Origin of the sequence: Chryseobacterium phocaeense (assembly GCF_900169075.1) — a bacterium.
In the GTDB taxonomy this organism is placed as follows: domain Bacteria; phylum Bacteroidota; class Bacteroidia; order Flavobacteriales; family Weeksellaceae; genus Chryseobacterium; species Chryseobacterium phocaeense.
The window spans coordinates 3,336,572-3,356,215 of the sequence record NZ_LT827015.1 but is presented as its reverse complement, the minus strand read 5'-3'; the positions used below and the strand labels follow the sequence as shown (position 1 = coordinate 3,356,215).

Annotated in this window: 12 protein-coding genes, 2 tRNA genes and 3 rRNA genes; 9 read left to right on the top strand and 8 right to left on the bottom strand. The window is 41.0% G+C overall.

Annotated elements, in window-relative coordinates:
• Positions 1-27: 27 nt before the first annotated feature.
• The 5 genes from B7E04_RS21875 to rrf all read left to right on the top strand — a co-directional run bounded on the left by B7E04_RS21875 (position 28) and on the right by rrf (position 5,281).
• Positions 28-1,544 (top strand): 16S ribosomal RNA (locus B7E04_RS21875).
• A gap of 268 nt (positions 1,545-1,812) precedes the next feature.
• Positions 1,813-1,886 (top strand) — tRNA-Ile (locus B7E04_RS21870).
• Positions 1,887-1,989: 103 nt separating this feature from the next.
• Positions 1,990-2,063 (top strand) — tRNA-Ala (locus tag B7E04_RS21865).
• A gap of 199 nt (positions 2,064-2,262) precedes the next feature.
• Positions 2,263-5,017: ribosomal RNA gene (locus B7E04_RS21860) — 23S ribosomal RNA — on the top strand.
• Positions 5,018-5,172: 155 nt separating this feature from the next.
• Positions 5,173-5,281, top strand: a 5S ribosomal RNA gene (gene rrf, locus B7E04_RS21855).
• The 16S, 23S and 5S rRNA genes sit together here with 2 tRNA genes alongside, the layout of an rRNA operon.
• 629 nt (positions 5,282-5,910) lie before the next feature.
• On the opposite strand, the gene radA is transcribed toward rrf, so the two are convergent.
• Complete coding sequence (radA, locus tag B7E04_RS21850) at positions 5,911-7,260, bottom strand: DNA repair protein RadA (RefSeq protein WP_080780608.1); 1,350 nt, start codon at positions 7,258-7,260, stop codon at positions 5,911-5,913.
• Positions 7,261-7,315: 55 nt separating this feature from the next.
• Here radA and B7E04_RS21845 point away from each other — a divergent pair, with 55 nt between their 5' ends.
• Positions 7,316-7,726, top strand: a complete 411-nt coding sequence (locus B7E04_RS21845; protein ID WP_080780607.1) for a hypothetical protein — start codon at positions 7,316-7,318, stop codon at positions 7,724-7,726.
• A gap of 75 nt (positions 7,727-7,801) precedes the next feature.
• Positions 7,802-8,371: a YceI family protein gene (locus B7E04_RS21840; RefSeq protein ID WP_080780606.1), complete on the top strand. Its 570-nt coding sequence runs from the start codon at positions 7,802-7,804 to the stop codon at positions 8,369-8,371.
• 141 nt (positions 8,372-8,512) lie between these two features.
• On the opposite strand, the gene B7E04_RS21835 is transcribed toward B7E04_RS21840, so the two are convergent.
• The 6 genes from B7E04_RS21835 to B7E04_RS21810 all read right to left on the bottom strand — a co-directional run bounded on the left by B7E04_RS21835 (position 8,513) and on the right by B7E04_RS21810 (position 15,030).
• A complete protein-coding gene (locus B7E04_RS21835; protein ID WP_080780605.1) occupies positions 8,513-10,207 on the bottom strand; it encodes a bifunctional alpha/beta hydrolase/class I SAM-dependent methyltransferase in 1,695 nt (564 codons plus the stop codon).
• A complete protein-coding gene (locus B7E04_RS21830) occupies positions 10,204-11,580 on the bottom strand; it encodes a phosphatase PAP2 family protein (protein ID WP_139785471.1) in 1,377 nt (458 codons plus the stop codon). Before B7E04_RS21830 ends, B7E04_RS21835 begins: the two co-directional genes overlap by 4 nt.
• Complete coding sequence (locus B7E04_RS21825) at positions 11,487-12,248, bottom strand: SDR family NAD(P)-dependent oxidoreductase (RefSeq protein WP_080780603.1); 762 nt, start codon at positions 12,246-12,248, stop codon at positions 11,487-11,489. The genes B7E04_RS21830 and B7E04_RS21825 overlap by 94 nt, the downstream gene beginning before the upstream one ends.
• A 344-nt stretch (positions 12,249-12,592) precedes the next feature.
• Positions 12,593-13,630, bottom strand: a complete 1,038-nt coding sequence (locus tag B7E04_RS21820; protein WP_080780602.1) for a patatin-like phospholipase family protein — start codon at positions 13,628-13,630, stop codon at positions 12,593-12,595.
• Between the two features lie 4 nt (positions 13,631-13,634).
• Positions 13,635-14,438 carry a phosphatidate cytidylyltransferase gene (locus tag B7E04_RS21815; protein ID WP_080780601.1) on the bottom strand — a complete coding sequence of 268 codons (804 nt, stop codon included), beginning with the start codon at positions 14,436-14,438 and terminating at the stop codon, positions 13,635-13,637.
• A complete protein-coding gene (locus tag B7E04_RS21810) occupies positions 14,428-15,030 on the bottom strand; it encodes a CDP-alcohol phosphatidyltransferase family protein (protein ID WP_080780600.1) in 603 nt (200 codons plus the stop codon). Before B7E04_RS21810 ends, B7E04_RS21815 begins: the two co-directional genes overlap by 11 nt.
• 152 nt (positions 15,031-15,182) lie before the next feature.
• Here B7E04_RS21810 and B7E04_RS21805 point away from each other — a divergent pair, with 152 nt between their 5' ends.
• Positions 15,183-16,790, top strand: coding sequence for a CTP synthase (locus B7E04_RS21805; RefSeq protein WP_080780599.1), 1,608 nt, complete (start codon positions 15,183-15,185; stop codon positions 16,788-16,790).
• Between the two features lie 181 nt (positions 16,791-16,971).
• On the top strand, positions 16,972-18,768 hold the full coding sequence (gene yidC, locus B7E04_RS21800; protein WP_080780598.1) for a membrane protein insertase YidC: 1,797 nt from the start codon (positions 16,972-16,974) through the stop codon (positions 18,766-18,768).
• Between the two features lie 83 nt (positions 18,769-18,851).
• Here yidC and B7E04_RS21795 read toward each other — a convergent pair whose 3' ends face one another.
• Complete coding sequence (locus tag B7E04_RS21795) at positions 18,852-19,436, bottom strand: ribonuclease HII (protein ID WP_062649939.1); 585 nt, start codon at positions 19,434-19,436, stop codon at positions 18,852-18,854.
• Positions 19,437-19,644: the final 208 nt, after the last annotated feature.

Here is a 19,644-nt window from a genome sequence, read left to right as displayed (position 1 = left end):
AAACTTTGAGCGGGTCAGGAAAAACATACAATGGAGAGTTTGATCCTGGCTCAGGATGAACGCGAGCGGGAGGCGTAACACATGCAAGCCGAGCGGTATTTGTTCTTCGGAACAGAGAGAGCGGCGTACGGGTGCGGAACACGTGTGCAACCTGCCTTTATCAGGGGGATAGCCTTTCGAAAGGAAGATTAATACCCCATAATATTCCGGATGGCATCATTTGGAATTGAAAACTGAGGTGGATAAAGATGGGCACGCGCAAGATTAGATAGTTGGTAGGGTAACGGCCTACCAAGTCTACGATCTTTAGGGGGCCTGAGAGGGTGATCCCCCACACTGGTACTGAGACACGGACCAGACTCCTACGGGAGGCAGCAGTGAGGAATATTGGACAATGGGTTAGCGCCTGATCCAGCCATCCCGCGTGAAGGATGACGGCCCTATGGGTTGTAAACTTCTTTTGTATAGGGATAAACCTTTCCACGTGTGGAAAGCTGAAGGTACTATACGAATAAGCACCGGCTAACTCCGTGCCAGCAGCCGCGGTAATACGGAGGGTGCAAGCGTTATCCGGATTTATTGGGTTTAAAGGGTCCGTAGGCTGATGTGTAAGTCAGTGGTGAAATCTCACAGCTTAACTGTGAAACTGCCATTGATACTGCATGTCTTGAGTATATTTGAAGTAGCTGGAATAAGTAGTGTAGCGGTGAAATGCATAGATATTACTTAGAACACCAATTGCGAAGGCAGGTTACTAAACTATAACTGACGCTGATGGACGAAAGCGTGGGGAGCGAACAGGATTAGATACCCTGGTAGTCCACGCCGTAAACGATGCTAACTCGTTTTTGGGTTTTCGGACTCAGAGACTAAGCGAAAGTGATAAGTTAGCCACCTGGGGAGTACGGACGCAAGTCTGAAACTCAAAGGAATTGACGGGGGCCCGCACAAGCGGTGGATTATGTGGTTTAATTCGATGATACGCGAGGAACCTTACCAAGGCTTAAATGGGAAATGACAGGTTTAGAAATAGACTTTTCTTCGGACATTTTTCAAGGTGCTGCATGGTTGTCGTCAGCTCGTGCCGTGAGGTGTTAGGTTAAGTCCTGCAACGAGCGCAACCCCTGTCACTAGTTGCCATCATTAAGTTGGGGACTCTAGTGAGACTGCCTACGCAAGTAGAGAGGAAGGTGGGGATGACGTCAAATCATCACGGCCCTTACGCCTTGGGCCACACACGTAATACAATGGCCGGTACAGAGGGCAGCTACCAGGTGACTGGATGCGAATCTCGAAAGCCGGTCTCAGTTCGGATTGGAGTCTGCAACTCGACTCTATGAAGCTGGAATCGCTAGTAATCGCGCATCAGCCATGGCGCGGTGAATACGTTCCCGGGCCTTGTACACACCGCCCGTCAAGCCATGGAAGTCTGGGGTACCTGAAGTCGGTGACCGTAACAGGAGCTGCCTAGGGTAAAACAGGTAACTAGGGCTAAGTCGTAACAAGGTAGCCGTACCGGAAGGTGCGGCTGGAACATCTCATTTTAGAGCGTTGAAGAACGTTAAACAAAATTAAGTACAGTGATGTACATTGATTCTGCTTAAAGTTAAGCTTTAGTTTTTTATTTGGTTGATATAAATAAAAGATAAATGATAATTGATCACTGATAAAATATCAAACATCAATCATCATCTATCAATTATAAAATAAAACCCACTAGAAATTAGTAAAAGGGAAGAGATTGAGAATGAAGCGAGGAAAAAAAGGATATTAAAATATTACTTATTACTCATCACCCATTACTCATAACAAAGTCTCGTAGCTCAGCTGGTTAGAGCGCTACACTGATAATGTAGAGGTCGGCAGTTCGAGCCTGCCCGAGACTACTAATTAAAGGGATTTAAATATTAAAAAATTGAAAGATTAAAACATTAGCGAGCGTTAATTATTTAATCATTAAATCTTTTAATCATTTAATCTTAACTAGAGGGGGAATTAGCTCAGCTGGCTAGAGCGCCTGCCTTGCACGCAGGAGGTCAAGGGTTCGACTCCCTTATTCTCCACGAATTGTACCATGTATGAAAGTATAAAGTACAATGTATGAGGGTATTTATGGAAAATGTATCAAAAAGTACGAGAGCCGTACATTTTACATTGTACATAATACATTAATACAAGCATTAAAGATCATTGACATTAACGGTAAAGACATCACAAAGAGAAAACCGAGCGCATAAAAGCGCTTGAGTAACCAAAAATAGGAAAGAAATCGTTAAGGGCGTATGGCGGATGCCTAGGCTTTCAGAGGCGAAGAAGGACGCGGTAAGCTGCGAAAAGCTGCGGGGATCGGCACACACGACTTGATCCGCAGATGTCCGAATGGGGCAACCCGGCATATTGAAGATATGTCATCCCTAAGGGGAAGCAAACCCGGAGAACTGAAACATCTAAGTACCCGGAGGAAAAGAAATCGAAGAGATTCCGTAAGTAGCGGCGAGCGAAAGCGGATTAGCCCAAAAGTCTTAATATGTTTAAAAGAATGTTCTGGAAAGAACAGCCATAGCGGGTGATAGCCCCGTATTTGAAAGGCATATTTAGATGATAAATGAGTAGGGCGGGACACGTGAAATCCTGTCTGAATATGGGGGGACCATCCTCCAAGGCTAAATACTCCTGAAAGACCGATAGTGAACAAGTACTGTGAAGGAAAGGTGAAAAGCACTTCGAATAGAAGGGTGAAATAGAACCTGAAACCGTACGCCTACAAGCGGTCGGAGCCCACAAGTTGGGTGACGGCGTGCCTTTTGCATAATGAGCCTACGAGTTAATTTTACTAGCGAGGTTAAGGTATTAAGTACCGGAGCCGGAGCGAAAGCGAGTCTGAATAGGGCAGTTAGTTAGTAGGATTAGACGCGAAACCTTGTGATCTACCCATGGGCAGGTTGAAGCTCTGGTAACACAGAGTGGAGGACCGAACCGGTTGACGTTGAAAAGTCTTCGGATGACCTGTGGGTAGGGGTGAAAGGCCAATCAAACTGGGAGATAGCTCGTACTCTCCGAAATGCATTTAGGTGCAGCGTCGCAAAAAAGTTTATTAGAGGTAGAGCTACTGATTGGATGCGGGGGTTTCACCGCCTACCAATTCCTGACAAACTCCGAATGCTAATAAATGTTCTGCGGCAGTGAGGGCATGGGTGCTAAGGTCCATGTCCGAGAGGGAAAGAACCCAGACCAACAGCTAAGGTCCCCAAATATATGTTAAGTTGAAGCAACGCGGTTGGACTGCATTGACAGCTAGGATGTTGGCTTGGAAGCAGCCATTCATTTAAAGAGTGCGTAACAGCTCACTAGTCGAGCGGTCCGGCATGGATAATAATCGGGCATAAACATATTACCGAAGCTATGGATTTGTATTAATACATCTGGTAGGAGAGCATTCTGTTTGCGCTGAAGCAGTATCGTGAGGTATTGTGGAGCGGACAGAAAAGAAAATGTAGGCATAAGTAACGATAAAGGGGGCGAGAAACCCCCTCACCGAAAGACTAAGGTTTCCTCAGCCATGCTAATCAGCTGAGGGTTAGTCGGGACCTAACGCGAACCCGAAAGGGGTAGTGGATGGACAATGGGTTAATATTCCCATACTTGCTCACACTAAAAAGGGGACGGTTCGATGTAGCTACTGGAGACTGACGGAATAGTCAAGGCCTAGCCTTCGGGCGAAGCTGCTGTAGTGAACTCGGATCCAAGAAAAGCCGAAGTGAAGCAACCCGTACCAAAACCGACACAGGTGGTCGAGGAGAGAATCCTAAGGTGCTCGAGTGAGTCGTGGCTAAGGAACTAGGCAAAATAGTCTCGTAACTTCGGAAGAAGAGACGCCATCAGCAATGGTGGCCGCAGTGAAGAGGCCCAGGCGACTGTTTATCAAAAACACAGGACTCTGCTAAATCGAAAGATGCTGTATAGGGTCTGACACCTGCCCGGTGCTGGAAGGTTAAGGAAGGTGCTTAGGGTTAAACCGAAGGCATTAACTGAAGCCCCAGTAAACGGCGGCCGTAACTATAACGGTCCTAAGGTAGCGAAATTCCTTGTCGGGTAAGTTCCGACCTGCACGAATGGTGTAACGATCTGGGCACTGTCTCAGCCACGAGCTCGGTGAAATTGTAGTATCGGTGAAGATGCCGATTACCCGCAATGGGACGAAAAGACCCTGTGAACCTTTACTATAACTTCGTATTGACTTTGAGTAAGTAATGTGTAGGATAGGTGGGAGGCTTTGAAGCCGGCACGCTAGTGTTGGTGGAGCCAACGTTGAAATACCACCCTTTACTTACTTGGAGCCTAACTTCATATTGAAGGACATTGCGTGGTGGGTAGTTTGACTGGGGTGGTCGCCTCCAAAAGAGTAACGGAGGCTTTCAAAGGTACCCTCAGCACGCTTGGTAACCGTGCGTAGAGTGTAATGGCATAAGGGTGCTTGACTGTGAGACCAACAAGTCGATCAGGTGCGAAAGCAGGACATAGTGATCCGGTGGTTCCGTATGGAAGGGCCATCGCTCATAGGATAAAAGGTACTCCGGGGATAACAGGCTAGTCTCCCCCAAGAGCTCACATCGACGGGGAGGTTCGGCACCTCGATGTCGGCTCGTCACATCCTGGGGCTGGAGAAGGTCCCAAGGGTTGGGCTGTTCGCCCATTAAAGTGGCACGCGAGCTGGGTTCAGAACGTCGTGAGACAGTTCGGTCTCTATCTATTGCGGGCGTTAGATGTTTGAGAGGGCTTGATTCTAGTACGAGAGGACCGAATTGAACAAACCTCTGGTGTATCAGTTGTACCGCCAGGTGCACCGCTGAGTAGCTATGTTTGGAAGAGATAAGCACTGAAAGCATATAAGTGCGAAACTCGCCTCAAGATGAGACATCTTTTAAGGGTCGTTGTAGATGACGACGTTGATAGGCTACAGGTGTAAAGCTGGTAACAGCATAGCCGAGTAGTACTAATTACCCGTAGATTTATAGCCTATGGTTGCTATATAACAAGCCTTTTATGCGCAGTAAAGGTTTTGTCTTTGTGAAAGTTTTTATCGCTTAAAACTTGTACCCTGTAGGTTGTACAAAGTATAATGTAAATACATTATACATGATACATCCGACATTGTACAATATATACCTTCTTTAGGGTGGTTTTAGCGGTGGGGCTCACCTGTTCCCATTCCGAACACAGAAGTTAAGCCCACCAGCGCCGATGGTACTGCGACAAGCGGGAGAGTAGGCCGCCGCCAGTTTTTATTAAAACGTCTCATACAGTTTTGTGTGAGACGTTTTTTGTTTGGTAGCTATACCAAAAAGAAATAAATGATGAATTATCAAAGATAAATGATGAATGATAAGCAATAAGCAATAAGCAATAGGTAATAGGTAATGAATACCCAGTATCCATAATCTGTTCAAATCAATTATCATTTATCTTTGATCATTTATCAATTATCTTTTATCACTTATGTGAAGTGGACCAATGAAACTGTTTAATTTTGCCCTAAACCCTAAACCCTAAACCCTAAACCCTAAACCCTAAACCCTAAACCCTAAACCCTAAACCCTAAACCCAGCTGCAGCCAAAAGGGGAGCTCCGTAGGAGCGAACTGTTAATAGCTTTTTAGGTTGATCAGCCCTGTAAGGGCGACATGTAGCAGCTTCAATATTTTTACAAAGACAGATTCCACACTACCAGGCCTGTTCTTGGCTTATGTCTTTATCTATCCTATATTATATCTGGATCTTATCCTTCCCGCTTTAGCTTAACCCTATCTGTCCGGCTAAAGCTGTAGATCCTACATCTTTATTCTTCATATTCCATAAACCTCCTTCCCGGTAACATCATAAACCTTAATAAGGGAATTGTTTAAGCTCTAAACTAAAAAATCCTCTCATGAAAATCCTCAATCTTGCTCACTTCCTCAATCTTAATTCCAAATTTTCTTTTCGGAATTTTATTGAGATTGGACACAAATATTTTTTCATAGCCTAACTTTTCTGCTTCGGTGATTCTCTGTTCTACCTGTGCAATCGGACGGATTTCTCCGCTTAATCCTATTTCTCCTGCAAAACAATAGTGTTCGGAAATAGCAATATCTTCGTTGGAAGAAAGAATAGACGCTACCACAGCCAGATCTAAAGCAGGATCATCTGTCTTGATTCCTCCGGTGATATTTAAAAAAACGTCCTTTGCGCCCAACTGAAAACCTGCTCGTTTTTCTAAAACGGCTAACAACATATTCAGTCTTTTCGCATCAAATCCTGTGGAGCTTCTCTGCGGGGTTCCATAAACAGCCGTACTTACCAGCGCCTGGATCTCCAGCAGCATTGGCCGGTTTCCTTCCAGAGTGACCGCCACTGAATTTCCGGAAAGCTCTTCAAATTTCTTGGTGATCAGGATTTCAGACGGATTTTTGATTTCTTTTAGTCCCTGGGAAACCATTTCATAAATACCAATCTCAGCGGTAGACCCGAAACGGTTTTTATTGGCTCTCAGCAACCTGAATAGGTGGTTTCTGTCGCCATCGAAATTTAAAACCACATCCACCATATGCTCCAGAACTTTTGGCCCTGCAATCTGACCGTCTTTTGTGATATGGCCTACGAGAAAGACAGGCGTATTGTTATCTTTGGCAAATTTGATGATCTCATTGGAGCATTCCCTGATCTGGGAAACGGTTCCGGGTGAACTTTCAATCAGCTGCGACTGAAGGGTCTGGATAGAATCAATGATCATAAAATCCGGTTCCAGTTTTTTGGCTTCATGCAGGATTTTTTCCAGGGAAGTTTCTGTAAACAGGAAACAGTTCGGATTTTGGACATCTGTCAGTCGGTCCGCCCTCATTTTAATCTGTGAGGCACTTTCTTCGCCGGAAACATAAAAGATTTTTTTCTTCATTTTCAAGGCGAGCTGAAGCAGCAGGGTAGATTTTCCGATTCCCGGCTCACCACCGATCAGGGTGACGGAACCAAGCACAATACCGCCGCCCAGAACTCGGTTCAGCTCTTCGGAAGGTGTTTTAATTCGGGGTTCTTCACTGGTCTCCACCTCAATGATGTTGATCACGTGCTGTTTGGTTTTAGAGAATGGAGGTGTTTTAGATGATGTTTTTTCAACGACCTCTTCTACCAGCGTGTTCCATTCCCCGCAGTTTTTACATTGTCCCATCCATTGGGAGTATTGGGTTCCGCAGTTTTGACAGAAATATGCGGTTTTCAGTTTTGCCATACTGCGAAGTTAAAAAAAATGAATCTGCTTTCGGAATTTTAATTAATTTTCAGATATGAAAAATTTGATCCTAAAAAGTATACTGATTCTGGGAATCATGACTTTTTTAAATGCAGGCATGGTTGGCGAATCGGTCAAATGGGTAGGGCTTTCTCCTTCCGGTTATTCGCTGCAGGGGGGTGCCATATTTATTGGCTGTCTGGTGATCAGCCTGATAAGTTTTATCACCATTCTGATTTTTAAAAACAGCTATACCAGAATATGGAGAGTGGCTGTTCTGTTTGAAATTCTTTACCTGGTGATGCTGCTATGGTCTAAAACAAACCCTTTCACTTACTTTACCACCCGTAAGGATGATGATCTGATGGATCTTCTGCTGTATGTCAATTCAATAGGAATTTTCCTATTGGTATGTATTTTTGATGTAATTTATTCTAAAATAATAGCATCCAAGGTTAAAAAATAACATACATCAAGGGCCGGTCTGCTTTTATCCTTTACCTTTACACAAATTAAAAAATAACTATCAAAATATAATACAATGAAAAAAGTCGTTTTATCTTTCGTATTCACGCTGCTAAGCGTTTTTGGTTTTGCACAGACGGAATGGTCTGCAGATCCTATGCATTCATCTGTTAACTTTAATATCAAGCATATGGGAATCAACTTTGTACAGGGGCGATTCGATGCTTTTAAAGGAAAAGTAAGTGCACAGGGTGCTAATCTGGATAATGCCGTTTTTGATTTTTCAGTGGACGTAAACTCCATCAATACCGGAGTGGAAATGAGGGATAAGCATCTTAAAAGCCCTGATTTTTTTGATGCAGAAAAATATCCTGCAATGAGCTTCCACAGTACGTCCATTACAAAAGACAAAAACAACAACTATACCCTGAAAGGAACCTTAAAAATTAAAGAAACCGTAAAGGATATCACCGTTCCGGTAACATTCGGCGGGGTGACAAAAAACCAGCAGGGCAAAGAAGTAATGGGCTTCCAGGCAAAATTCACGGTTAACCGTCTGGATTATGGAATTAAATATGATCCTACCGGAGCCGGAGTAGCGAAGGATGCAGAAGTAAGTCTGTTTTTCGAACTGGTAAAACAGTAATTTTATAAATAATTTGTTTAAAAAAGGTTTCTCAATCACTTGGGAAACCTTTTTTATTTTACTCACACAGATTGAGCAGATGAAGCAGATATTTGTGCTATAATTAAATCTGCATAATCCGCTAAATCTGCGTGAGATTATCTAAGCATTAATCTTCCCCGAAGAAACTGTGAAAATCCCAAAGTCATCAATCAGCATATTTTCCTTTTGAACACCGCTGTATTTCATGACCTTGTCCAGTTCCTTCTGCGAGCGTCTCCTCATGATCCAGTCTTTATTCTGATGGTTATTCAAAACATAAGCGATCATTTTCAGCTGCGGATGCCACGGCTGCCCCGTATAAACAATAAAAGAATTTTTTTCTGATACAGAAGCTACTCCTTTTACAGCTCTGGCTGCCATTTCGTTGTCCCCGAACAGTTCCAGAATTCCGGAAATAATGGTAATATTCGGTTCAAAATCCAGTTTTTTATAGGTTTCAGGATCAAAACAATCGAAATTGGTAAAACGGATATTCTGATAATTTTTATCCTTAATCACCTGTTCCCCGATTTCAATATTGGCTTTTACAAACTCATTGATCACGATCTCAGCTTCAGGATATTTTTCTTTGATATCGAATAAGTAATTTCCCGTTCCGCCAGCAATATCAAGGATTTTAATGGCTCTGCCTTCCTGTTTGAGGTTTTGGATATTCTCTTCCAGAAGCCGGATCAGATGTTCCTTCCGGATACGGATTCCCCTCCAGCCAATAGCATTGAGATAGTTTTTATCCATCATTTTCCCAAAGCCTAATTTTCCTTTCGGCTGGTTCTGGTACACATAATGTAATGAAGCGCCGGAGTCAAAGCCGTATTTCAGGCCGATGGCCATTCCGCTGCTTATTTTTCCGATATTTTTAAGCGAGAATTTCTGAAATTTAAAGTTCAGATTATTACCCACATTATTCTGAAGGTCTTCATATTCTTTCACAGAAAAGCGGTCAGGATGCAGATTGGCTGTTTTATGGGTTCTGTTGAAACATTTTTCCGCAAAAGCAGCTACTTTATCATATACTTTTTCTTTTCCGGTATCAAAAAGAATTCCGTGGAAAAAACCGGGAAGAACTTCATATCTTTTCAAGTCAGTATCCAGTTTGTCATAGAACATTTTCTGGTCTTTATTGAACACCACATGGTCCTTTTCCGCGGCCAGGATCAAGGTAGGCGTATCAATGGCTTCAGCATCTTCTCCCAGACGCTTTCCGGCTTTGGCCAGGTCAATAAGGAGTTCTGCATCTATCGATCTTGTGATAAGTGGATCGGTATCATAAGCTTTCTGCTGTTCCGGGTCATGAGTCAGCATTTTGGATTTTACATAACTTTTGATGATCAGTCCTTTCTTTAATTTAGTTCCAAGCGTGATCATTTCATTGGCCAGCGGAACAATCAGGTTAATTCTGAAAGCAGGCGCCAGAAGAGCCATTCCCGCCATATCCGGAGCGAAATCGTGGGCCCATGCTGAAGCTACCACACCGCCGATGCTGTTCGCAAGAACGAAAATATCTGAAATCTTCACTTCATATTCTGATCCCAGAAATTTGGAAAAAGAATCGAGATCCCGCACATAATCCATAAAGACGGATGATGTTTTGGTCTCCGTATGTCCATGACCACGAAGGTCAAAAGCAAAAATATTGTATGTTGAAAATTGAGCTGATCGGGCAATATCATTCAGCCTTTCCGAATGCTCATGGCCACGGTGGATAATGATGATGCTTTTTTGCTGAGGCTGGTAATTCCACTCACGGTAGAAAATACTGCTGCCGTCGAAACTCTTAAAATGTCCGCTGTTCATAGTTTAATTTTTTTCAAAAACTCCTTCAGATAAGGATGGATAACTGCGTTTTTATGAATGCCTTTCATGGTTGTAACGGCTTCATCTACAGGTAAAGATAAAATATTTTTCATTACCAGAATCCCAATGATGGTACTTCTTGTAAAGCCCATCGTGCAATGGATGAAAATTTTTCCATCAGTCGGAAGGTTTTTATAATTTTCTGTAATTTCTGTGATCAGTTCCTGGGTTTCACCGATATCAAAAGTTCCGATATCAAGGAAAGGAAAAAAGTGATAGAATGATTTTTTCCTTAAATCCGGAAGTTCCTCCATTTCTGCAGAAAGGTCATACACCAAAGTATGACTGTTGATTTCGAAATAATGTAAATCTTTACGGTCCGGTCTGGAAGAAATGTATATGCGCGGAGCAATTTCCAGCGGTTTTTTATTCTTTCTTAGAAATTTCCAGAATATTTGATAGATGAGGAGGTACGGTGCATAAAATATTTTTTTACCCGGCGGAATATTTCCCTTGCTGTCTTTTAAGAAATACACATTATTTTTCTGATAATGGTACCCGATCAGGATGAACATCAGTGCCGGCCAAAGTAAGACCAGCCAGAAATAATTATAAAAATAACTCATTAGCAATGCCACTGATACCAATATCCAGCCAAAGAGAAAGTAGAAATTAGCGATATAAAAGTTTCTGTAATGAAAATCATTTTTACGGTAAGGGAAAATAATAAAACCGGCATGGGCCAGGATAGTTCCTGAAAGAATATCGATACCATGATGCTGATAGGTGGTGAGTGTGGAAATTCCAAGAAAAAGGAGCCAGAGCATTAAAAAAGTCCGGTAACTTTTTATCCTGCTGAAAACCGTCCAGAAAATAAAAGCATAAGCAATATGCAGCGAGGGAGACTGGTTAAAAGGAGAGTCAAATATTTTCAGAAACTGATAGGGATAATTCAGAAAAAGGTCTTCTACAGCTGGTTTTTGTAAAGAAAACTTCAACGGAAATGCAATAAAACACAAGCCTGCCGCTATGGTAACAAAAAGCATTCTTTTGGTTAAAACTTTAAGCTGTTCTTTGTCTGTGCAGAAAAAAAATACCAGACAGAAAAAAATGCCGCTGGTCATGTACGCGATAATCGTCCAGGGCAGGAACGGAATATATTTCTCAAAATTGAAGACAAAAGAAGGAACCTTTTCCAATGTTGAAGCATACCACGCCGCAAAATTGTAAACAACGATGAATACAACCGCACACAGGATCAATGCATAGATCTGTTGTTTTAAGGTCGGTCGTCTTTCATCCATCGGGCTTTTCTGTACATGATTATATTTAATAAAAAAGAAGGAAGTATGGATAACAATTTCATCATCCATTTCATTTTTGCCGGAAAAATAACGAGCTTTTCGTGATTTTCAATAGCAGCTGAAATAATAGTAACGGCAGTCTGAACATCAGTTAAGAATGGTTTTTTACTTAAGTCGTTATGATTAAGCTGCCTTAGTTTCTCTGTATCTACATATCCGGGAGCAATTGCCGTTACTGAGATTCCAAATGGTTTCAAAGCCCGTCTGTAAGCATCCGCCATCTGAATTACAGATCGTTTGGTTTTGGTATACAGACTGGAATTCTCATAGTTCATAATTCCGGAAACAGAGGCTATGACTGCAATACTTCCTTTTTTCTGTTCTTTCATGGCTTTCCGCGCAGCTTCAAAACAATTAGCCGTCCCTAAAATATTAGTCTGAAGCATTTCTTCAGTCTCTTCGTAGGAAATAGTACCCGCTACATCTTCTGCATAGCTCCCTGCACAGTTAATAAAGAGATCCAGGTTTTTATCATTATTAAGGAACGATTGCAGGACAGAAGTAATGGAATGGAGGTCACAGACATTCGCCTGGAATATCTGTAGATTTTCAAATCCCTTCTCAACAACTTTTCCGGGATTTCTGCCGCAGATCCCCACAACATATCCCTTTTCAAGATAATGCCGGACCAAAGCATAACCGATACCGGAAGTTCCGCCTGCGATAAAAACATTCATAGGATAACTGTGATTTGAAATTGATGTAAAAATAGATTTTAAAACTGAAACTTGAACAATAGGGTAAGTTTATTAACCACAAAAGTGGCAAAAGTTCTTAAACACTTTAGTTTCTTTAAGATGAAAAAAATAACAGATAAAAGAACACTTGAGTTAAAAAAATCAAAGATTTTTGAATTTCCAAATAAAAAATATCCGGTATCATCTGTGTGAATCTGAGAAATGTGCGGTCAAAAAAAACAAAAATGCTTTCTATACATCGGTAGGAACGGGCTTTAGCCCATTTACTGAAAATAAAAACAATACCAATCGGCTTTAGCCAAAAACCTGTTATTCTTCAAAAATTACCTCCGGATCGCCTTCATTGTCTGATCAAACCCATACTGCCACTGTATTTCCATATCCTCTGTAAACTGCCTGTGGCTCTTGGGAAAAGAAAAATCTATTTCCAGCTTTTTCCAGTTGATTTCCTTTTTAAGGTAATGGCCTTTCAGATCTTCTTTGATATTTGAAGTGTCAATATGAATAGAAGCCGGAAGTTTCTCAATCTCTGAAAGTCTCTTGTTGCCGCTGAAACCCAGTACTGCACGGACCAATGCTTCTTCAGCTGAGCCGTACGACTGTTTTTTTTCGATGATGATTTCATCAGCAATATGCTGAGCCAGTTCAACAGGAATAAGATCAATAGCTCCTCCTGCAAAATATTTCCCCTCAAGAAAAACAGGTTCCACATAAAACATATCCGAAACGGAAATCCGGGTGCTTTCAAGCAGGGAAACATCTGTTCTAATCTCAATATTTTTTTCTACTGCTGAGTTTTTCAGGTTTTCAGATTGAAGTGTAATTTCTTCGGGAGTAATTTTCTCCGCCGTTTTTGAATCTGTAAAAATAATCTTCCGGTACAGTTTTCTGTCGTTCCTTTCCTGGCCTGCTTCTTTCGGATCAAAAAGGATTTCGGAACCGATGATCAGAGTAGGGATTCTTTCAGAAAATTGTACATTTTTTAACGAAGGAAAAACTTCAGTTAAATCCTGGGGCATTTCAACAAGATATCTGCTGAAAACGTCTTCGGCGAAGGGCGCATTTCTTTTGTCCAACAATTTTTTCAAAGTGAAAACACCTATGTTGGATAATTTTTTATGTCTTGTTAAAGTAGTATTCATTACAAACCTGAAATATTCCTCCGATTTCAGGTATTCTTTTCTGGAAACAGTATCTGGGAAAGCATTGATGACTGCTGCTGCAAATGCTCCGCCACAAGAGGCGATCAGTGCATCGGGCTTCCTGTCCATTTCCTCCAAAGCTGCAAACATCCCGAGATAGATCATCAGCCGGGTTCCGCCTCCTGAAAAAAGAACAGCTCTTTTAAATTTTTCGTTCATGATCTTACATTTTTAAAAGGAGAGGAAATATCCAGAAGAATAGTGGGGCATTAAAGATCAGGCTGTCCATTCGGTCAAGAAGGCCACCATGTCCGGGAAGAAGAGTTCCGGTATCTTTTATGTGGGCTTTTCTTTTCAGGTAAGACATGAAAACATCGCCGCAGAACCCTGACAGTCCAAGCAGGGTTCCTAAAACTGTATTGACAAGAATATCAGTCTTCAATAAAAAGAAACCCAGAATATTGCTTAATAGTATGGTGAGAAACACACCACCGATCAGTCCTTCCAAAGTCTTATTGGGACTGATCTGAGGGGTAATTTTATGCTTTCCGAAAAACTTACCGGAAAGGTATTGGAAAACATCGTTCAGTTCGGTCACAACAACAATGAAAACAATGGCATTCAAGCCTGAGACAGTTTCCCGGATGAATAATAAATGGGGGAATGCAAAAAGGCAGACCAGCAAAGCTATAATAATTCCATAAATCTGTTTTAACTGCGTTTTTAACAGAATAAAATATAGTAATATAAAGGCTGATATCGCACAGCTGTATAAAAAGTAATCTTCAATATTGAAAAAATGCAGCAGGAAAAACTGTGCAATTCCAATAAACAGGGAAGGAATTATTGTATTCGAACTTATTTTAAACAATTTTAAAAACTCTGAGAAGCCCTGAAAACTGATCCATGAAACAAAAATTTTCATAGCAAACGGATGTGAAATTCCTGCAGCAAAAACAATAATGATATAAATCCACGTTTTTACCCGCAGCGGAACATCTGCAAATTTATTTTCTTCAGGACTCATGCAGGGATTTTTTTAACCGGATATAAGTGCTGATGGTAAGCAGCAGGATGATTGCACTGAAAATATATTGTGATATTCCTGAAATATCTGCCCCGAAAAATACAGCAAGGCCATAAATTCCAAGAACGAGAGCCCGGTCGCTTTTTCCCATAGGTCCGTCATAACGGCGTTCTTTTCCTACAATTTTTCCCATCAGGCCTGCAAATTCATTGATGACACTCAGAATCATAAAAATAACGATCAGGTACAGGCTTTCCGGCTGGAATTTAAGGAGCGGAAAAAAGATGATCACATCAGAAACAATATCACCCACTTCATTGAGAACTTCTCCAAGTCTGCTGGTCTGGTTGAATTTCCTGGCCATCATCCCATCTAAGGCATTTAAAGCCATCCTAAGCAGAAGCCCTACCGGAAGACTCAGGAAAAACCACTTTGAAAGATCAGCATTCCAGAATAGTATTCCAATGATCACAGAAAGAGCAATTGAACCTACCGTAATCTGATTGGCCGTAATGTGGTTCCTGTGCAGAAATAATAAAACCGGGGTGAGCAGCTGCTGAAACCTGGGTTTTAATTTATATACCGAGATCATGATGGTTATCGCTTTTTATCATTGTTTATATCAAATATAGATAATTTTTTTAATCAGAATTGCACATTGGCGGAGAAGGGTTTTTCTATTTTCAAAATCTAAATAATTGCTTTGTATTTCTTTTTCCCCTAACTTTGCACAAACCTAATCTAATGAGTAAAAAGAATACAAAGTACATCTTTGTGACAGGAGGTGTAACTTCATCTTTGGGAAAAGGAATCGTGTCTGCTTCTCTGGGACTTTTGTTAAAATCACGTGGTTTTAACGTAACGATCCAAAAACTGGATCCTTATATCAACATCGACCCGGGAACACTGAATCCATATGAACACGGAGAATGCTATGTAACCGAAGATGGTGCAGAAACGGATCTGGATTTAGGTCACTACGAGCGTTATCTTGATGCTCCTACTTCCCAAAACAACAACGTTACTACAGGGAAAATCTATCAGACTGTTATTGAAAAAGAAAGAAAAGGAGATTTCTTAGGAAAAACAGTTCAGGTTATTCCTCATATCACCAATGAGATCAAGCGCAGAATCAAAATGCTTTCCAAGCAGAACTACGATATCATCATTACTGAGATCGGAGGAACTGTAGGGGATATTGAATCACTTCCATACATTGAAACAGTACGCCAGCTGAAGTGGGAACTGGGTGAGAAGAACTCTATGGTGATTCACCTTACGCTATTGCCTTATCTGGCTTCCAGCGGTGAGTTGAAAACAAAACCTTCGCAGCATTCGGTTCGTCAGTTGATGGAAAGCGGAATTATGGCAGATGTTTTAGTGTGCAGAACGGAACATAAGATCCCAAAAGATCAGAGAGCAAAACTGGCTCAGTTCTGTAATGTTCCATTAGATAATGTGATAGAATGTAAAGATCTTGAAACTATCTATGAAGTTCCAATCTATCTTCAGAAGCAGAATTTCGATGATGTGGTGCTGAAAGGTTTAGACCTTAAAAGCGATAAAGAAGCGGATATCAAAGAATGGAAAAGTTTCCTTAAAAAGTTCCAGAACCCTAAAAGAACGGTAGAAATTGCGTTGGTAGGAAAATATGTATCTCTTCAGGATTCCTATATTTCTATTGCTGAGTCGTTCAAACATGCCGGTGCAGACCTTGAAACAGAGGTGAAAGTAAGATGGGTGTACAGTGGAGATATCACTGCGGATAATATCAAAGATACCCTGAAAGGGGTAAACGGTATTCTGGTAGCACCCGGATTCGGAGACAGAGGGATTGAAGGAAAAGTACTTACGGCGCAATATGCAAGGGAGAATAAAATTCCAATGCTGGGAATCTGTCTGGGTATGCAGATCATGACGGTTGAATTTGCGAGAAATATTTTGGGACATACCAAAGCGAATTCAATGGAATTTGATACCGCAACCCCTGATCCTGTAATTTCATTGATGGAAGAGCAGAAGAATATTGTGGACAAAGGTGGAACCATGCGTCTTGGAGCATGGAAGTGTTCCCTTAAAAACGGGTCCAGATTAAACGAGATCTACGGAACTAAAAATATTACGGAAAGACACCGTCACCGTTATGAATTTAACAGTGATTATCTTCAGGAGTTTGAAAAGAACGGTTTCCTGGCCACGGGTACCAACCCTGAAACAGGTCTTGTAGAGGCGCTTGAGCTTCCTGGACACCCGTTCTATGTTGGGGTGCAGTATCACCCGGAATACAAAAGTACGGTAGCAACGCCGCATCCTCTTTTCAGAGCATTTATCAAGGCTTGCGAAACGAAATAAGGTAATTTACAACCATAAACGTCTTATCATAAACTCAGGCTGATTATTCTCAGCTTGAGTTTATTATATAGTAACATGGTAATGCATAGAGTTTTGATAAAAAAACAGTATTTTTGTCAGCTCAAATTACGGACACTGGTCCATATATTTTTAACAGGTAAAATTTTAATATAAAAATAAAATGCAACAAAACAAAGGAATCGATAAAAGTCAGATGATCAGTTTTGCCGTTTTATGTTTGGTTCTTTTCGGATTCATGTTCTATTTCCAGAACAAGCAGGCGAAGGAAGAGCAGGAAAAAGCTCAGCAACAGAAAACAGAGCAGGTAAAAAATGCTGTAAAACAGACTCAGGCAAGCAATATCAATCCAAATGTCACTCCGGGAGCTATTCAGACAGCCAGTTTGACCAACAAAGAACTGAATGTGGAATTCTCCAGTTTAGGAGGACAGGTTTCCAAAGTACAGCTTTCGGAATACAAAGCATATAATCATAAAACAGATAATGCAGACCTTCCGCTTTATCTGATCGATAAGAAAAACTCCAACTACGGTTTCCAGTTTAAAGACAAAACCGGAAAAGTAATCAATACCAAAGACCTGGTTTTTGCACCGGCTGTTAATGGTAATACGGTAACGATGACGGCCAACTATAACAGTGCTGTCATTCAGTTTGTCTATACATTGCTTCCAAAATATACCCTTGATTTTAAAGTAAGAACAAAAGGCTTGTCTGCGGTTACTGCAGATAACAAAGCAGACTTTATCTGGGATTACAGTGTAAGAAACCTTGAAAAAGGTAGAGCTCAGGAACAGTCTCACTCTGAATTCTCCTATGCTTTCAATAATTATAAAGATTATGATTATGATGGAAGAACGGATATGAGTGAGGAAAAAGAGACCCTGAACTGGATTGGGGTAAAGCAGCAGTTCTTCTCTTCCGTGATTGAAGCTAAAAACGGTTTCACACAGAGCAAAGGAAACCAGGAAACCATAGAAGAAGGGGAATATCTGAAGAAACTTAATTTTGAAGGATTCGTACAGATGACCGGAAGCGAGCTGAATCAGGATTTTACCTGGTATTTTATGCCGCTTGACTTACCTCTGTTAAAATCTTATGATAAAAACTTTGACGAAATTTTACCATTAGGATGGTCATTCATTGGATGGATGAACCGTTGGTTCTTCATGCCGATGTATAATATCATCGCAGAATGGGGACTTACTGCAGGTTGGGTAATTTTTCTAATGACGATCATTGTAAAACTGATTTTATCGCCGATTATGTATAAGCAGCATAAACTGAGTGCGATGATGAAAGTGATCCGTCCTGAGATAGATGAAGTAAATGCAAAGCTGAAGGATGCAGATCCAATGAAGAAACAGCAGGCTACGATGGAAATCTACCGTAAGGCGGGAGTAAACCAGATGGCAGGATGTCTGCCGGCATTGGTTCAGATTCCTATCTTCTATGCCTTGTTCCGTTTCTTCCCGAACTTTATTGACCTGAGAGGGAAAGGATTCTGGTTTGCAAAAGATTTAACGGCTTATGATGATTTGATTAAACTTCCGTTCAAAATTCCATTCCTGGGAGATCACTTAAGTGTTTTTGCATTGGCTTGTACGATTGTTATCTTGATTTATACCGTAATGACCTCAGGGAATATGCAGCAGCCTCAACAGGAGGGAATGCCTAATATGAAGGTGTTAATGTATATCTTCCCGATTACATTCCTGTTCTTCCTGAATACATCAGCATCCGGTCTTTCATGGTATTATTTTGTATCCAATGCGATCAACATTCTGATTATCCTTGTTATTAAATACTTAATCCTGGATGAAAAGAAAATCCATGCACAGATCCAGGCGAATAAAGAAAAGCCGAAAGCTGAAGGTAAGTTCCAGAAGAGAATGAGAGAAATGATGGAGAAGGCTCAGGAGCAGCAAAAGGTTCAGGAGCAGCAGAGAAAAAAGAAATAATTCAGAAATAATATATAAAAAGAGAAGCAAATTTTGCTTCTCTTTTTTATTTTGTCAACCCTGATTCCGTTAAGTCGCAGGAGTTAATCATATTTTAATCTGAAAGACTGCCGGTGGTGTTTTGTAGGACCATATTTTATTAAAGCCTGCTGGTGGGCTTTTGTGGCGTATCCAAAGTTGGTGTTCCAGCAATACTCAGGATGCTCTTCGTGAAGTTCTATCATTAATCTATCCCTGTAATTTTTTGCCAGAATAGAAGCTGCTGCAATAGACAGCACTTTTGAATCACCTTTGATGATGCATTGGTGAGGGATATAATTATAAGGATGAAATTTATTTCCGTCTACCAGAATCAGTTCAGGTATTATGGTTAATTGATCGAGAGCACGGTGCATGGCATGGATACTTGCATTAAGGATATTATGCTCGTCAATGAATGAGGGGGACAGTTCTGCAATGGCGTAATTTTTTACGTTGTCTTTGATATAACTGTCCAGGTCCATCCTTGTTTTAAATGTCAGCTTCTTGGAATCATTAACCAGATTTTGTTCAAAACTGTCATCCAGGATAACAGCTGCAGCAACTACAGGCCCGCTGAGGCAGCCTCTTCCCACTTCATCACATCCCGCTTCGATATACAGGTCTGTCCATTTGTGCAGTAAATCCATAGAATTCTTTAAATTATGCTATAAAAATACGGTAAAATTAGCAAAAGTTCATTTTCTTGAAAATATGTTCTTTTGATGGATATAATTGTTTTTATAAACATATTGTTTCCATATGAAGCAATAATTGTATTGTGTTTAAAATGGGGTATTTTTGGTATTTATTGATATATGTATTTTTTATTGAAGTATTTTTATGTATTTATGTTGT

Coding starts and splice junctions, on each gene's coding strand:
- radA (WP_080780608.1), bottom strand. CDS start 7,260: ATGGCAAAACTGAAAACCGCATATTTCTGTCAAAACTGCGGAACCCAA.
- B7E04_RS21845 (WP_080780607.1), top strand. CDS start 7,316: ATGAAAAATTTGATCCTAAAAAGTATACTGATTCTGGGAATCATGACT.
- B7E04_RS21840 (WP_080780606.1), top strand. CDS start 7,802: ATGAAAAAAGTCGTTTTATCTTTCGTATTCACGCTGCTAAGCGTTTTT.
- B7E04_RS21835 (WP_080780605.1), bottom strand. CDS start 10,207: ATGAACAGCGGACATTTTAAGAGTTTCGACGGCAGCAGTATTTTCTAC.
- B7E04_RS21830 (WP_139785471.1), bottom strand. CDS start 11,580: ATGGATGATGAAATTGTTATCCATACTTCCTTCTTTTTTATTAAATAT.
- B7E04_RS21825 (WP_080780603.1), bottom strand. CDS start 12,248: ATGAATGTTTTTATCGCAGGCGGAACTTCCGGTATCGGTTATGCTTTG.
- B7E04_RS21820 (WP_080780602.1), bottom strand. CDS start 13,630: ATGAACGAAAAATTTAAAAGAGCTGTTCTTTTTTCAGGAGGCGGAACC.
- B7E04_RS21815 (WP_080780601.1), bottom strand. CDS start 14,438: ATGAGTCCTGAAGAAAATAAATTTGCAGATGTTCCGCTGCGGGTAAAA.
- B7E04_RS21810 (WP_080780600.1), bottom strand. CDS start 15,030: ATGATCTCGGTATATAAATTAAAACCCAGGTTTCAGCAGCTGCTCACC.
- B7E04_RS21805 (WP_080780599.1), top strand. CDS start 15,183: ATGAGTAAAAAGAATACAAAGTACATCTTTGTGACAGGAGGTGTAACT.
- yidC (WP_080780598.1), top strand. CDS start 16,972: ATGCAACAAAACAAAGGAATCGATAAAAGTCAGATGATCAGTTTTGCC.
- B7E04_RS21795 (WP_062649939.1), bottom strand. CDS start 19,436: ATGGATTTACTGCACAAATGGACAGACCTGTATATCGAAGCGGGATGT.